This window comes from Maribacter sp. Asnod2-G09, assembly GCF_045063795.1.
Classification (GTDB): Bacteria; Bacteroidota; Bacteroidia; order Flavobacteriales; family Flavobacteriaceae; genus Maribacter.
This window is the reverse complement of sequence record NZ_JBEFOA010000003.1, coordinates 440,717-456,630: the sequence shown is the minus strand read 5'-3', so window position 1 is coordinate 456,630 and position 15,914 is coordinate 440,717. Positions and strand designations below refer to the sequence as shown.

General features: G+C 35.8%; 14 protein-coding genes. 6 read left to right on the top strand and 8 right to left on the bottom strand.

Going from position 1 to position 15,914, the window contains the following annotated elements; genetic code table 11:
* The first annotated feature begins 32 nt into the window (after window positions 1-32).
* A complete protein-coding gene (locus tag ACJJVT_RS05955; protein WP_405397222.1) occupies window positions 33-800 on the top strand; it encodes an XRE family transcriptional regulator in 768 nt (255 codons plus the stop codon).
* A gap of 10 nt (window positions 801-810) precedes the next feature.
* Here the strand turns inward: ACJJVT_RS05955 and ACJJVT_RS05950 are convergent, their stop codons facing one another.
* Entirely contained in the window at window positions 811-1,236 is a 426-nt protein-coding gene (locus tag ACJJVT_RS05950) for a GNAT family N-acetyltransferase (protein WP_405397221.1), read from the bottom strand.
* Between the two features lie 110 nt (window positions 1,237-1,346).
* On the opposite strand from ACJJVT_RS05950, the gene ACJJVT_RS05945 reads away from it, so the two are divergent.
* Window positions 1,347-2,417: a transporter substrate-binding domain-containing protein gene (locus ACJJVT_RS05945; protein WP_405397219.1), complete on the top strand. Its 1,071-nt coding sequence runs from the start codon at window positions 1,347-1,349 to the stop codon at window positions 2,415-2,417.
* Here the strand turns inward: ACJJVT_RS05945 and ACJJVT_RS05940 are convergent.
* The 4 genes from ACJJVT_RS05940 to ACJJVT_RS05925 form a co-directional block, all read right to left on the bottom strand.
* Window positions 2,414-3,010: a hypothetical protein gene (locus tag ACJJVT_RS05940; protein ID WP_405397217.1), complete on the bottom strand. Its 597-nt coding sequence runs from the start codon at window positions 3,008-3,010 to the stop codon at window positions 2,414-2,416. The genes ACJJVT_RS05945 and ACJJVT_RS05940 overlap by 4 nt on opposite strands.
* A 54-nt stretch (window positions 3,011-3,064) precedes the next feature.
* Complete coding sequence (locus tag ACJJVT_RS05935) at window positions 3,065-3,763, bottom strand: hypothetical protein (protein WP_405397216.1); 699 nt, start codon at window positions 3,761-3,763, stop codon at window positions 3,065-3,067.
* Between the two features lie 74 nt (window positions 3,764-3,837).
* Window positions 3,838-5,529 carry a gamma-glutamyltransferase gene (ggt, locus tag ACJJVT_RS05930; RefSeq protein WP_405397214.1) on the bottom strand — a complete coding sequence of 564 codons (1,692 nt, stop codon included), beginning with the start codon at window positions 5,527-5,529 and terminating at the stop codon, window positions 3,838-3,840.
* 68 nt (window positions 5,530-5,597) lie between these two features.
* Window positions 5,598-6,188: an ACP phosphodiesterase gene (locus tag ACJJVT_RS05925; protein ID WP_405397213.1), complete on the bottom strand. Its 591-nt coding sequence runs from the start codon at window positions 6,186-6,188 to the stop codon at window positions 5,598-5,600.
* 95 nt (window positions 6,189-6,283) lie between these two features.
* On the opposite strand from ACJJVT_RS05925, the gene glmM reads away from it, so the two are divergent.
* Window positions 6,284-7,672 (top strand): phosphoglucosamine mutase, encoded by a 1,389-nt coding sequence (gene glmM / locus ACJJVT_RS05920; protein WP_405397211.1) that lies wholly within the window; start codon window positions 6,284-6,286, stop codon window positions 7,670-7,672.
* A gap of 68 nt (window positions 7,673-7,740) precedes the next feature.
* Here the strand turns inward: glmM and ACJJVT_RS05915 are convergent, their stop codons facing one another.
* Window positions 7,741-8,637 carry a lysophospholipid acyltransferase family protein gene (locus ACJJVT_RS05915; RefSeq protein WP_405397209.1) on the bottom strand — a complete coding sequence of 299 codons (897 nt, stop codon included), beginning with the start codon at window positions 8,635-8,637 and terminating at the stop codon, window positions 7,741-7,743.
* Window positions 8,638-8,695: 58 nt separating this feature from the next.
* On the opposite strand from ACJJVT_RS05915, the gene ACJJVT_RS05910 reads away from it, so the two are divergent.
* Window positions 8,696-9,346: a rhomboid family intramembrane serine protease gene (locus tag ACJJVT_RS05910; RefSeq protein WP_133672838.1), complete on the top strand. Its 651-nt coding sequence runs from the start codon at window positions 8,696-8,698 to the stop codon at window positions 9,344-9,346.
* A gap of 127 nt (window positions 9,347-9,473) precedes the next feature.
* Window positions 9,474-11,132, top strand: a complete 1,659-nt coding sequence (locus ACJJVT_RS05905; protein WP_405397207.1) for a hypothetical protein — start codon at window positions 9,474-9,476, stop codon at window positions 11,130-11,132.
* A gap of 72 nt (window positions 11,133-11,204) precedes the next feature.
* On the opposite strand, the gene ACJJVT_RS05900 is transcribed toward ACJJVT_RS05905, so the two are convergent.
* Both ACJJVT_RS05900 and ACJJVT_RS05895 read right to left on the bottom strand, forming a co-directional pair.
* On the bottom strand, window positions 11,205-12,323 hold the full coding sequence (locus ACJJVT_RS05900; RefSeq protein ID WP_405397206.1) for a redoxin domain-containing protein: 1,119 nt from the start codon (window positions 12,321-12,323) through the stop codon (window positions 11,205-11,207).
* 103 nt (window positions 12,324-12,426) lie between these two features.
* Window positions 12,427-12,906, bottom strand: coding sequence for a hypothetical protein (locus ACJJVT_RS05895; RefSeq protein ID WP_405397205.1), 480 nt, complete (start codon window positions 12,904-12,906; stop codon window positions 12,427-12,429).
* Between the two features lie 90 nt (window positions 12,907-12,996).
* On the opposite strand from ACJJVT_RS05895, the gene ACJJVT_RS05890 reads away from it, so the two are divergent.
* Window positions 12,997-15,912, top strand: coding sequence for an FAD-binding and (Fe-S)-binding domain-containing protein (locus tag ACJJVT_RS05890; RefSeq protein ID WP_405397203.1), 2,916 nt, complete (start codon window positions 12,997-12,999; stop codon window positions 15,910-15,912).
* Window positions 15,913-15,914 lie beyond the last annotated feature (2 nt).

Below are 15,914 nucleotides of genomic sequence, written 5' to 3'. Positions count from 1 at the left end.
GTATAAAAATCTTTATTGAAGCGGAAAAGAATATGGAAAACGAACTGACATTAAAGCGATTTACCGATTTAAGAAGAGAACTGGGTTATACTCAAGCAGACTTTGCTGCACTAATTGGCGTTTCTAATACAACAGCAGATATAGAGCGTGGTAGAACCAAGCTTTCTGGTAAAGTTGTTTTAGAGTTGTTGAAACAATTTAAAATTAATCCGCTTTGGTTGTTTGGAGAAAGTGAAGAACAGTACTTAGAGACTTCTAAGACAAGTGTAATACCAAAGGTAGTAACGGTAGATTCTGCCAATAGGGATAACATGGTTTTGGTGAATGCAAAAGCAGCGGCAGGATATCCACAAAATATTTCCGATACCAGTTGGTATCAACAATTACCAGCTTTTGATTTGCCTATTCCGGAATTTAGAAATGCAACCTATAGAGGGTTTCAAGTAGAAGGTGATAGTATGTTACCTAATTTGCATCCGGGAGAATGGGTTTTGGCTAGGGCAATTGAACATATAGATTACGTGAGTGCAAATAAAATGTATGTTGTTGTACTTCAAGATTCCATTATGGTTAAGAAAGTAGAAAAACGACCGAACTCAAATAATATTACCCTAATCTCTTTAAATGAAACCTACCCGCCTTATGATATTAAACCATTTCAGATTCAAGAAATATGGGAGGTGAGTAGTAAAATTACTTTTAATGTAGATGCAACTACCGATAATAGTCTTTTACGTCAGTTACAAGAATCAATGAAAGAGTTAAAAGATCAATTACAACACGTTAAGAAGGTTAATTAAAAGTATAGCTTTAATATTTTTTAATATACATACCACTCTCTTTTAATTTAAAACCTAAGCTTTTATAAAGTGAAATTGCTGCAGTTCTGTGGTGACCACTGAATAATAGCACATCGTCAAGTTTAGACTTTTCTGCCTGTTCTAAAAGTTTTTCCATTAGCTTTCTGCCAATACCTTGACCTCTATATTCAGAAGAAACGACCACATCTTCAATCATTCCTTTGTGTCCAGAGACCACTTTGTATTTTGCCATCATAGCGATACCAATTAATTTATCATCGTCTAAACAAATTACAACATCTGTGGTATTGTAATCAGAAAGAGCGGTTGCCAAATCTAATTGCGTTAACTCAGCATTTAATTGCTTATAGAGTTCAGTAAGTTGAGATTGTAGGTCTGCTGTAACTTCGTTGAAAGTGATTAGTTTAATATTCATAGACTAAGTTGCTTTAAGAACCTAAAATTACTTCATTTTAGGTGAATAGCTTAATCTGTCGATACTTTATAAAATGATTATATTTAAAAGAATGTAAACCCGACCATTTTATGAGAGTTCTTCTATTAGTCATCGTATTACTAATTTCAATCGCGGCAAGCAGTCAAGTCGATGATGAAAAATTACGTATTGGCTACACTGCTGCAGCACCTTTTATAGTTGAAAGCGGAGAGCATGTTGAGGGACTTAATGTCTGGTTATGGAAAAGGGTAGCTAGTGATTTGAATATTGAATATGAGATGATACCTATGGAGTTTTCTCCAATGTTAGATTCTCTTCGCACTGGCGGAATTGATTTAAGTATTAATCCGCTAACCATTACCAGTCAGCGTAGTAAAGAAATGGAGTTTACACATTCTTTCTATGCATCAAATGCCACAATAGCTATTGCCCAAGTTTCTTCTTTTGATAGATTGAAGTCATATTTAAGTGGTTTTTTAAATGTCGGATTTCTAAGCGGTTTACTTATATTATTGTTTATTATTTTTCTATTTGGAGTTTTAGGGTGGTTGTTTGAACGTAAGAAGAATCCGGAGGCATTTAGACCTGGAAGAAGCGGACTATGGGATGGTATGTGGTGGTCTGCTGTAACTTTGACTACTGTAGGTTATGGCGATAAGGCACCGGTTACAAAATTTGGTAAGATAACCGCCTTGGTTCTTATGTTTGGTGGTCTTCTATTTATTTCAGGATTAACAGCGAGTATAGCATCGAGTTTAACCGTAAATCAACTTACTAATAACCCTGATGGTTTTAATGAATTTAAGGGTAGGGCAGTGGGTACTATAACTAACTCTGGTACTGAAAACTTTTTGTCTGAACATTTTTTTAAAGATATACATACGTATCCAAATGTGCCAATTGGTTTAAAAAATTTAGATCAAGGTAATATAAAGGCTTTCATATACGATGAGTCTATTTTAAAATACGCTATTCAAAGAGATTCTACTTTGCATAAGTTAGAGTTGCTACCAGTAAAATTCGATATACAGTTCTATGCCTTCGGACTCCCAAAAACACATGTAGAATTAGAGCAACGCATTACTCAGCGAATTCTTGAAATTATAGAAACCGAAGAATGGGATATTGTTTTAAATGAATATGGCTTAGCAGAATTTTAGCCTTTTCGGCGTTCAAGCAATACCATCATCATCAAGCTTAAAATGATAATATCATCATCATTACCGTTTAGTTTTTTTACTTCACTAACCTTAAAGCGACGACCAACTAATGATTTTTCTTTTGACAATCGAACTACAGTCTCATTGTTACCGTTGATTACCAAATAAGCTGGGTTCAAAAATAATCCTGTAAATAGGTTAATAATAGGTATTTGACCCACTAAACCATCCATTACTTTTACCCAAGCATTCTCTTCTCTAATCGTATACTTTAGTTGTTTGTTCTCGTCAAAAACTTCGTAATGTGCTTTCCATAAAGAAGCCCAACCTTTGCGACCAATTTTTCCAAATTCCTTACCAGACGGGTCAGAAAAAGAATAACATGCCGAGAAGTCTATCCATCTATCCGCTTTTATATTATAAAGTAAGTTCGTTTTGCTATCATTTTGATAAACACCAACAGCCTCTTTAAATTTAAATAGTTTCTGTTTTACATAGGCAACCATATTGCCATTTGCATCAACAGCAGAAAAATCGTTGGATAGTGTACCAATATGGAATTTGAAATCTAATGGGAATTTATAATCTTGCATAAAATGGTTTTCTTAGGTGTAATGGTTAAACTTTAATTGAATAATTATATTTTATTAGTTACCCTTAACTTCTCCCATTGATATAGAAAACGGACCAAGTTTATGTTGCGTAGGTAAGAAAACACCGCTTTCTGTTTCAATCCAATCTTGCCATGTCGCTTCAACACCACCAATTGGGATGATTTTTGTCCAAAGTTTAAAACTCTTAGGTCTTCCGCTAGGCTCTATTATCCATAGATATGAATCACCAGGTGTATCGCCACCTTGTGTGTACGTAACAAGCAGCGCTTCAGAACCATCTTCCAAATGAACTAAATAACGTTCGGTACCACGATCAAACGCTTTAAACGGTGCTACTAACCAAAAAGAATCATTATTAAAATAGCTTTGTGCTTTTTCAATTAACTCTTGTGATTTCTCATAAGGCGCAGGTTCGTTATTGATTGTAGCAATACTAGAATGCGGAGTAATCAAATCTAAGTTTACAATAACGTCATCATAACCTACTGTAACTATTTGCTTTTCGCGATCCCATTTATAGGTATGATCACCTCGAAAAGACCATTCTAAAACTTTAGTATTATTGAAATTTTTGTAATTAAGGGCATCAAACATTCTATACGCCAAAGCATCAGCTTCGGGTCCAGATTCACCTGTAGGTACGGGTTCATTATATAAGTAATATAAGACACCATAGCCTATTATAGCTAGTAATATTAAGATACCAATTAACTTAAATAATTTCTTTAGCATAATGTATTCAAATAACTCATTAATAATAGATTGTAACAAAAAATGTAATCTATAATAATTACATTTAGTTTAGACTAAAACCCAACTGCAGCATCGTCTCCACGTTTATCGGCACCCCCTTCAAGTTTACCATTTGCTAAAACGCGAATAGCATCAACTTTACCGATTATAGGGGTTCTTTCTTCATTGATGATATATCCTTTGGTCTTTAGTTCTTCTTTTAAGTCAACAGGGAATCCGTCTGGTTCAAAGATGACCATGTCTGGTAACCATTGATGATGAAATCGAGGAGCGTTAACAGCATCTTGCATGCTCATTTTAAACTCGTATCCATTTAAAATGGTTTGAGCTACGGCAGTAATAATTGTAGATCCGCCTGGTGTGCCAACAACCATCCATAACTTACCATCGCGTTCAACGATAGTTGGGGTCATGCTACTAAGCATTCTTTTCTCAGCAGCTATACTATTAGCTTCTGCGCCAACTAGACCGAACATGTTCGGTACACCGGCTTTAGCGCTGAAATCATCCATTTCGTTGTTTAAAAAGAAGCCTAGCTCATCTGAATACAACTTAGAGCCATATGCGCCGTTTAATGTAGTTGTTACCGAAATAGCATTACCTTCTTGATCAACAATAGAGTAGTGGGTAGTTTCCATACTTTCAACTATTTCAATATTGCCATGTTCTACTTCAGAAGACTTGGTAGCTTTATCAAAAGAGAAGTTTGCCATTCTTTCGGCAAGGTATTGATCACTTAATAATTTGTCATAAGGTATTTCAACAAAATCAGGATCACCTAAAAAGAAGTTTCTGTCGGCATAGGCTCTTCTAGATGCTTCGGTAAATAATTGCACCATTTTAGGGGAGTTGTGACCTAGTTTGGCAACATCGTATTTTTCCATCATCTTGAAAATTTGATTGATGGTTACGCCACCACTACTTGGCGGACTCATAGAAATTATATGCAGGTCTTTGTAGTTAAAAGTGATAGGGTCTCTCCATACTGCTTGGTATTTTTCTAAATCTTCTTCTGTAACATACCCGCCATTTTCTTGAATAAATACAGCAAGTTTTTGTGCAACTTCCCCTTTATAAAATCCGTCTCTACCATTCTTTGCAATGCTTCTAAAGGTATTAGCCAAAGCAGGATATTTAATGGTGTCGTTGGTTTTGAACGCGGTCGCAAACTTGGTACTGTCGCTATTTACTTCAATAAACTTATCGCGCTGGCTAGCCAGTCTTTTTTCTTGATTGGCAGTTACCACTACGCCACGCTCTGCCAAAGCAATCACAGGAGCCATAATTTCTTCAAGTGGTAGAGAACCGAATTTTTTGTGAACTTCAATAATACCAGCAACAGTACCAGGAACACCAACAGCGGTAGCCCCTAATGTACTTTTACCAGGTATTACGTTACCCAATGAATCTAGGTACATGTCTTTATGTGCAGATAAAGGTGCTTTCTCGCGGTAATCTAAAGATCCCGCTTCGCCATTTGCTTTTCTATATACCATGAATCCGCCACCGCCTAAATTACCTGCAAAGGGATAAGCGACAACTAAAGCCATTTCAGTAGCCACCATTGCATCAAAAGCATTACCGCCTTTTTGCATAATATCGCTTCCTATTTTAGAAGCTTCTTCACGTGCCGAAACTACCATTGCTTTTTCTGTAACCGTACCCGTTGGTACTGTAGGATTCTCTTTGCAACTGCTGAAAATTACAAATGCAGTAAGCATTAATACTAATTTTAGTTGGTTCATAGTTAGTTAAATTTATAGTTTAGATAATTGAGTTTAAAATATTGGTTAATAGATTTTAATATTATTTTTTATTTAGTAAGTGAAGTGTACTTTTGTTTTGAAAAAGTAATCAGTTCTTCGAAGAACTCGGTAAACTCCGCTTCAAAGGCATCATAGTGTTCTTCGAGATCTATAATGGCAAAATTCATTTTAGATTTATTATTTGTTCTACGATTCATACCATTTAGTACACGAGCGATTCCATCCATTTTAGAATAGTTGAATATCCAATTATCGGTAATCATATAGGGCATCATTTTTTTGACACCGATAGGTAGTATCTCGTAATTTTCTTCTAAAAGGTCATAGAAATTATCCACAAAAACATCCAACGGTACATCAGAATACTTTGACCAATTTTTAGCTAAAAAGTGGTCATAGTAGATATCAACGATAACTCGACTGTAATGACTGTAGTTTGCATGAAGCCTTTTGCTGCTGATTTTTGGTATCGCATGGCTATCGGTATAGGTGTCTATATGACGGTGAAGTTTTATGCCTTTCTGTACCCTAATCGGAAGATGGTCAAATTTATTGGCACGAATGCTATCGGCTATAAAGTTGCCTATTGTAATATCTTTATCATTAAAAGACAGGTAAATATGAGCTAAAAAATTCATTCGCCTAAATTATGCTTAGTAGTTCGAATTTACAAAGAAGGGCAATAGTGATAAGTATGATACGTTTATATTTGCAAAAAACTTATTAAGATTATATGACACTAATAAAATCTATTTCAGGAATACGAGGAACAATTGGAGGTAAACCAGGAGACAATCTTACACCTATTGATGCAGTAAAGTTCGCTGCTTCTTACGGAATTTGGTTAAAAGACTATTCTAAAAAGGATAAATTAAAAGTTGTTATTGGTCGCGATGCCCGGTTATCTGGCGAGATGATGCAGAGCCTTGTAGTGTCTACTTTGGTAGGTTTAGGTATAGATGTAGTCGATTTAGATCTGTCTACAACACCAACCGTAGAGATAGCGGTACCAATGGAAAATGCAGATGGGGGAATTATATTAACAGCAAGTCATAATCCAAAACAATGGAATGCCTTAAAGTTGTTGAATGAAAAAGGAGAATTCTTAGATGCTGCTCAGGGAGCTAAAATTCTTGAAATAGCAGAAAAAGAAGATTTTGATTTTTCTGATGTTGATGATTTAGGAGTTATAAATAAGAACGACAGTTATATTGATATACATATAGATGAAGTTTTAAACCTTTCTTTGGTAGATGCCGAGGTGGTTAAAAAAGCGAAATTCAAAGTAGTTGTTGATGGAGTGAATTCTACTGGTGGAATTGCAATACCAAAGCTTCTAAAGGAATTCGGAGTAGAAGTGGTTGAGTTGTATTGCAAACCAACGGGTCATTTTCCACATAATCCAGAGCCATTAAAAGAGCACTTAAAAGACATTTGCGATTTAGTAATTAAAGAAAAAGCTGATTTCGGTATCGTAGTAGATCCAGATGTTGACCGTTTGGCATTCATTAGTAACGATGGCGAAATGTTTGGTGAAGAATATACATTGGTCGCTTGTGCTGATTATGTCTTAGGTAAAACAAAAGGTAATACGGTTTCTAACTTATCATCTTCTCGTGCATTGCGCGATATTACTCAAAAGCATGGTGGTACATATGAAGCTGCTGCGGTTGGTGAAGTTAATGTAGTTACCAAAATGAAAGCGAATAACGCTATTATTGGTGGAGAAGGTAATGGAGGTATCATATATCCAGAAAGTCACTACGGTAGAGATTCATTAGTAGGTACTGCTTTGTTTTTAATGTTAATGGCTGAAAAAGGTGGTACAGTAGCAGAATTAAGAGCTAGCTACCCAAGTTACTTTATGAGCAAAAAGAAAATTCAATTGACTCCTGGTTTAGATGTTGATGGAATTTTAAAATCTATGGCTGAAAAGTATGCAAATGAAGAGCTGTCTACTATTGATGGTGTAAAAATTGATTTTGCAGAAAACTGGGTTCATTTAAGAAAATCGAATACCGAGCCAATCATAAGAATTTACACAGAAGCTAAAAGTCAGACCGAGGCTGACGGCTTAGCAGATAGAATTATTGGAGAAATAAAATCTATAGCAGGTTTATAAAAATCAAATTTGTCGATAAAAAAACCGGAAGCAGTTCAACTGCTTCCGGTTTTTTATTTTCTGTTATTTTAACTTACATCAGCAAAAGCTGCTGGTTTTTTACCTCTATGTTTCCAACGTTTGTGGGTCCATAGATAGTATTCAGGTTTTTCTCGAATTTGCTCTTCGGTCAGCCTTAAGAATTTGTTTGTTATTTCATGTTCTTCGGTCTCTTTGCTATTTATAGCGATAGGGGTAAACTCCGCTTTATAGTAACCGCGCTTAACTTTACTTACTTTTAAAAATACCGTTGCCAATCCCGTTTTGCGTGCGAGCGCTTCGCCACCATTAAATATGGGTACAGTAATACCCATAAAGTCTGTCCAATAATGAGCTCTGTGCGCTTGTGGCGACTGGTCGCTTACCATGCCGTAGGTAGCACGAACATTATTGCTAAAATTATGAATGACTGTTTTAGCGGTCTGCCCTTGTGTAATTAAAGTTGTATTCCATCTAGCTCTTGTTTTTCTAATGAAATTATCAAAATAAGAGTTGTTTATTTTTTGGTAAACTGCATATCCTTTAGAGTTTACGTAGTTATTGATGCTTACGTTCCATTCCCAATTGGCATAATGTGCGCATAAAATAATAATGCTACGTTCTTTTTCGATTTCCAGTAAAACTTCAGGATTTACAAGATGGTATTTTTTAGCGACAGCCTCTTTACTAAGGTTCATGGTCTTGACCATTTCTAAAAACATATCACAAAGGTGTTTGTAGAATTCCTTTTCAATATGATGAATTTCATCTGCAGACTTATCTGGAAAAACCAAATTCAAATTCTCTTGCACCACTTTTCTTCTATAACCGAATACGCGATATATGAAGAAACAGGCAATATCAGATAAACCATAAAATAAGCGATGTGGCAAAATAGAAACAACCCATAAAAAGGGATAGATCAAAACAAAGGCCAGTAGTTGCATTTTCAAAAAAAATTATGGGCAAATATAGTTATATTTGACGCCAAATAAAGGGCAGATAATGTACAACATTGATATAGCGACCATAGCAATAATAGCGGCAAATGTATTAGTGTCAATGAAGGGATTCAATGATACTACTTTTTTTGAACGCTACAAATTTAGTATTGGGGCAATTAAAGCGGGTCAGAAAGAACGTATGGCAACATCGGGATTTCTGCATGTAGATATTTCACATTTATTGTTTAATATGCTTACGCTTTATTTCTTTGCGGGCGTAGTCATCAATTGGTTTGGAACAACTCAGTTTTTAATCATTTATGCCGTAAGTCTTATTGGTGGTAGCTTGTTGGCATTAAGTTTTCATAAAGACGAACCTTATTATTCTGCGGTTGGTGCAAGTGGTGCGGTAACGGGTATATTGTATTCGGCGATTCTCTTACAACCAAACATGCAATTGGGTATTATGTTTATTCCAATTCCGGTTCCTGCGTATGTTGTGGGTATTGGTTATTTGCTTTATTCTATTTATGGTATGAAAAAGCGATTAGGCAATATTGGACATACTGCTCATTTTGGAGGAGCGATTGGAGGGTATGCCTGTACCTTATTATTCATGCCTAGCTTATTGCAGACAGAAACTCTAATGGTAGGTTTGCTGGCATTGCCAATACTACTATTATTGGTACTTGAGAAAATGGGTAAGATTTAGATTACTTTCCTGTTTTTTAACCGATAAAGTGTATTATTAACCCTAATAAAGTGTATTTCATCGTATTTCTCTGTGTATAGACAACAAGAGGGCAATTCGGGGCGTTAGTGCAAAAACCCCGATTAAAATGAAATCAAACCTATCTGTAAGAAAAGTATGGCTAATGGCTATAACCGCTTCGCTTTTTATAGCAAGTTGTAGTGATGAAACCACCATTTTTGAAAACCCTGAAGATAATTTAGTAAGTGAAACCGACCAATCTAAGCTAGATAATAGTGTAAACTTTGATCGTGCCGGTGTTTTAGACATTTTTGAAGATCCCATCGCTAGCGCAAAAAGGTCGAGTATAACAGGTAAAGATGCAGAAGCTGGCGATTATCCACTTTCTTTAGTTGCTCAAATTGCTCCTCCATCATTTGCAAATGGAGAAAATTTAGCTGCTACCCATGTTGCCTTAGATGGTGATTATGGTTATGTGTCTTACAATACTGTAGGTCAAGATTATGTTGGTGCTATTGATGTCATCGATATTAGTGATCCTACCAACCCAAGAGTTACATCAAGAGTGTACTATACAAATGCAGATTTGAATTCTATAGCTTATGATAATGGTTATATATATGTCGCAGGTGGCGTAGATGCTGAGCAATCTGTTACCGCAACGGCAAATTCATTAGTAGCTAAAATTGCTGTTAGCGGAGGTAGAATGAATACTTCTAATATCGCTTACGGTTTTCAAGAGGGCTTTAATGCAACAGATGTTAGAATTATAGATAACAACGTTGTAGTAACAAGTGGTCAAGACGGCTTGGTGGTTGTTTATGATAAAAATGATTTAACTACTTTAAATGAAGCTCCTTTTTCAGATTTACGTGCTGTAGCGTATAGTGGTAATGAAATCGCTGTTTTAGATGCTGCACAAGGTGTAAGCTTCTTGGATCAGAATTTAAATACCCTTCGTAGCATAGCTATAGAATCTGATTTCGGTATTGATGCCAAACGTACTTTAGATTATTTAAATGAAAATATAGTTGTTTCGGAAGGAACAAAAGGAGCCGGAGTATATAATGCCACATCAGGAAGCTTTGTAGAATACTTGCCTATTTTAACTAGTCCTGAAAACGCTGAACCAGGTGAAATTGTAACTAATGGCGTTGCAGTGAACGAAAATGTGCTTTTGATGGCTAACGGTGCTGGCGGATTAAGTCTTTCGGAAACTAACGATAATAGTACTGTAGGTGTTGGTGTAATTGAACTAACAGGTTCAATAAATTATGTAGCAACAAAAGGTGATTATATCTTTGCGGCATCTGGTAAATCAGGATTTCAGATTATTAAACTTAATAGACCTAGCGATAGCTTGGCAGAACGTTGTTCTGAATTGCAGAGCTATTCTGGTAGTGCAAATTTAAACGTCAATAGTGGCGATGATTTTGCATTTAGAGGGTCAAAAAGATTTAATAATATGAATATTGGTGGCAATTTGTTGCTATGTGGATCTTGGACTGTTAGAGAAGGTATCAATATCAATTCAGATGGCTTGTTTGAAATGAATGGAACTATAGTAGTTGGAAGAAACTACAGCAGAAGAAATGTTGCAATAAACGCTGGAGCAACCTTAAGAGTTGAAGGTAATCTAACTATATATGGTGATTTAATTCTTAATGAAGGAGCGACTATAGAGTTTCTAGGTGATGATTCTGTAGTGAATATCTTTGGTAGTGTTACTAGAGGAGCAAATACTACGGTTGAAGGTACTTACAGAGATGTTAGAGGTGCATTCTAATTTATCAAATATTAAGATATAAAAAAGCCCGAACATTTAATGTTCAGGCTTTTTTATGTTTTGTTTCGAAATCTAGTTCAGTAACTCTGCAACCTTAGCTTCAAGTGCAGGACCTCTTAAATTTTTAGCAACGATTATTCCGTTTTCATCCAATAAGAATGCAGCAGGTATTGCATCAACATTATATAGTTTAGCGATTTTATCATCGAAATAAGCAATGTTTGAAATATGGTTCCAAACCAATCCGTCTTCGGCGATTGCTTTTTTCCACGCTTCATCGGTTCTATCTAAGGAAACACCCAGAACGTTTAATCCTTTGTCGTGGTATTTATTATAAACAGCAACGATATTAGGGTTCTCAGCTCTACAAGGTCTACACCATCCGGCCCAGAAATCGATTAAGGTTACTTTTCCCATAACATCTTTCAAGGCAAGTTCAGTACCATCAGGACTAGGACCTGAGAAATCAGGAGCTTTAGCGCCAATACTAGAGTTTTTACCTGCTGCTTCAGAAGCCTTTAGTTTTTCAATGCCTTCTAAAATTTGTTTTCCTGGTTTAGAACCTTTAATTTCTTCAGATAATGTCTTGTAAATTTCTTCAGCTTCTTCTAATTCAACTGCCTTAGTCGCAACTGCTCTATCTAATACTAAAGCAGATATTAACGCTTTAGGGTGCGCTTTTACATAGTCCAGTTCAAAAGTTTTGTACTCTTCTTGTAACTCTTTCATTTCATCTTGCAAAGCCAAAGCCGATTCACCAGATGCTGCTTTCATGTCTTGTTGTATAGATTGCGCCTGCATTGAAATTTCTCTCGATTGCTCCATGTAGTCTGCGAAAGTGTCATTTTGAAAAGTTCCGCTTATATCAGCGAAGCCCATACTGTCTCTTTGTGCGCTAAATTGTATTTCTCCGTTTTCAAGAATTACAGCAGTATAGCCGGGTAGTTGTTCAACAAAGATGTAATGAAGTTCAGGAATATCAGATTTTCCAGTAAAAGTAAATTCGCCATTTGTGGTGGTAGCGGTATCAACTTCCATTGGTTGATTGTTTTCTCCTATTTTTTTCAAGAAAACACGAGTGCCATCAGTCATTTCGCCTCTAAGCTTACCGTTAAGGGTAAAGCTTTCTGGCTTTGAATTACAGCTAAACAATAAGACTCCTGCAAGCAGTATTAAAATACTATGTTTCATATATTTCACTTAGGTTAAGTTGCAAATGTACTTATATATAGGATATAAAAAAAGACCTCTAACGCAATGGTTAGAGGTCTTCATTATATTGTTTTAATTAAGGCTAAAACTGGTAACGAATACCTAGTCCGATATCGAAATCAAAATTATCAGAGAATCCGTCATAGCCAATAACTCCTAATTCTGGTCTAAAATCCAAAGATAGAATTAACGGAATGTCAAAATTGTACTCTATGCCGACATCACCTGCAGCAAAAACGAATAAACCGCCATCATCACCAGGAAAATCAACACTTCCTAAACCGCCACCAACGCCGTAGTACCATTGAAAATCACCTTCAATTGGGCGTACCCACTGGTAAAGACCGGCTATTTTAAACGCATTAAAATTTCTGCTATCTCTCCATCCGAGGTCAAATTCAACCCTTGTGTCGCGAGTAAGAGATTTTTGATAACTGATTTCAGCACCGAATCCGTCACTGTCTCCTAATCGTAATCCTAATGCATGATTCGATATTTCTTGTGCAGAAAGCGAACAGGTTGCCATAAAAATGAATAATGTAATACCTTTTAAAATCTTCATATAGTTATTCTTTTTTGTGATGAAAAATGAGCCGATTTGTAATGTAGCTCACACAATAAAACTTAATTTAGCAATCAAAATTGTGTTACGTTGGATAATAATTCGCTGTCAAAGTTACGACAAGATATAGAGGGAGAAGTACGATTTGATAATCTTACCAAGACTATTTACGCTACAGATGCATCTGTATATAGAAAAATACCTTTAGGGGCTGCTTTCCCAAAAAGTGTTGATGATATTAAAAAAATTATACGATTTGCCAATCATGAAAATATTGGTCTTATCCCAAGAACTGCAGGTACATCTTTAGCTGGGCAATGTGTAGGTGATGGTTTAGTTGTTGACGTGTCAAAACACTTTACAGAAATCATAAGCCTAGATCAAGAAAAGAAACAAGTAACTGTTCAGCCAGGTGTAATTAGAGATGAGCTTAATCAATATCTAAAACCTTTCGGGTTGTTTTTTGGTCCTAATACATCAACTTCAAATAGATGTATGATCGGTGGTATGGTCGGTAACAATTCATCGGGTACAACTTCAATACAATACGGGGTTACCAGAGATAAGGTCATCTCAATGAAAACCATTTTATCAGATGGTAGTGAGGCTGAATTTGGAAGAATAACAGCATCAGAATTCAAGCAAAAGCAGCAAGAACAGACGCTTGAGGCATCACTTTATAATAGTATATTTAAAGAACTAGATAATAATGATATAGCTTCTGAGATAGCAGCACATTTTCCAAAGCCAGAAATACATAGAAGAAATACAGGTTATGCTGTAGACGAGTTATTGAAGTCTGATATGTTTGGTGGTGATTTATCATACTTTAATATGGCAGAATTGCTATGTGGTAGTGAAGGTACATTAGCTTTTACAACAGAAATTACGGTTCAATTAAATGATTTGCCGCCAGCATTATCGGCAATGGTCGTTACGCATTATACGTCTTTAGAAGATTGTTTAATGGATGTTGTTCCTGTTATGAAACACCCATTGCAATTGTGCGAAATGATGGATAAAGTCATTTTAGATTGTACGAAGAATAACCGTGCCCAATTAGCAAATCGGTTTTTTGTAGAAGGTGATCCCGCAGCATTATTAATGCTGCAAGTATCAGCGCATACAGAAGCTGAATTGAAAGAGGCTGTTGCTTCGTTACAAAAGACGATAGCGAAATCGGGACTCAGTTATGCCAATCCTGTATTATTTGGAGATCAAATACCAAAAGCAATCGAATTGCGTAAGGCAGGTTTAGGTTTGCTGGGTAATATAGTAGGTGATATGAAAGCTGTGGCCTGTATAGAAGATACTGCGGTAGCTTTGCCAGACCTTAAAGATTTCATAGCAGAGTTTTCTGTAATAATGAAGGGTTATGGTCAAAGCGCGGTATACTATGCTCATGCAGGGGCAGGTGAATTGCATTTAAGACCTATTCTAAACCTAAAGAAATCGAGCGATGTAGGTCTTTTTAGAGACATTACAACCGATGTTGCTAAACTAACTAAAAAATATAAAGGTTCGTTTAGTGGTGAACATGGCGATGGTATTGTTCGTGCAGAGTTTATACCATTAATGATAGGTGATAAGAACTATGAACTTTTAAGAAGAATTAAATCTTATTTTGATCCTAAGGGCATATTCAATCCCGGTAAAATTGTAGATGCTTACCCAATGGATAAGTCATTTCGATATGAGGTAGACCGCAAAGAACCAGAGATTAAGACATTAATGGATTTTTCTGATAGTGAAGGTATACTTAAGGCTGCAGAAAAATGTAATGGTAGTGGTGACTGTAGAAAGACCCATCATATGAACGGTGGTATGTGCCCTAGTTATCATGCAACCAAAAATGAAAAAGATACCACGAGGGGTAGAGCTAATACGCTAAGAGAGTTTTTAACGAACCCGAATAGCACAGCAAAGAATAGTTTTGATAGTCCTGAAATTAAAGAGGCGTTTGACCTTTGTTTAAGTTGTAAAGCATGTGCAAGCGAGTGCCCTAGTAATGTAGATGTAGCCACTTTGAAAGCAGAGTTTTTATATCAATATCAAGAAGCAAATGGCTATTCTTTACGAGGAAAATTGTTTGCTTATAACACTAAGTTAAACGGATTAGGAAGTAAGGTTTCTGGTTTGACAAATGCTATTTATGACTCCAAATTTCTAGGCGGATTGTTAAAAAAGATGAGCGGAGTAGCCAAAGAACGTACTTTGCCTAAGGTTTATAGCTTTAATTTCGATAAACACCTTCAAGAATATGGTAATCAAAATACTAAGTCTAAGAGAAAAGTAGTTTTATTTATAGATGAATTTACTAAATACTTAGATATTGAGGTTGGTAAGGATGCTATTGAGCTATTAACCAAACTTGGCTACGATATTGAATTGTATTATGCAGAAAGCGGTAGAACATTTTTATCAAAAGGCTTTTTAAAACAAGCTCAGAAGTTGGCAATTAAGAATATTCAAGAATTAAAAAAGTTCGCAGAAGCTGGTTTGCCAGTTTTGGGTTTAGAGCCTTCGGCAATTTTATCTTTTAGAGATGAATACAAACGTATGACATCAGATAAAGACATGGCTCAAAAAATAGCTGATAATTCATTTTTGATAGAAGAGTTTCTAGCAAAAGAAATAGCAGAAGGCAATCTAAATTCGTCTGATTTTACAGCTGAAGCTAGAGATATAAAAATTCATAATCATTGTCATCAAAAAGCGTTGAGTAACCAGAAGGTAACTTTTGATGTATTGAATCTGCCAACAAATTATAAGGTGACCATTATAGCATCTGGTTGTTGTGGTATGGCTGGTTCTTTTGGATATGAAGAAGAGCATTATGAAACTAGTATGAAAATTGGCGGATTAAAATTATTCCCTGCGGTCTATAAATCAACTCCAGAGACAATTATCGCTGCCAACGGTACAAGTTGTAGGCATCAAATATTTGATGGTACAAAGAGAATAGCACAGCATCCGGTAAGTATATTGAAAAAAGCTTTGGTGTAATA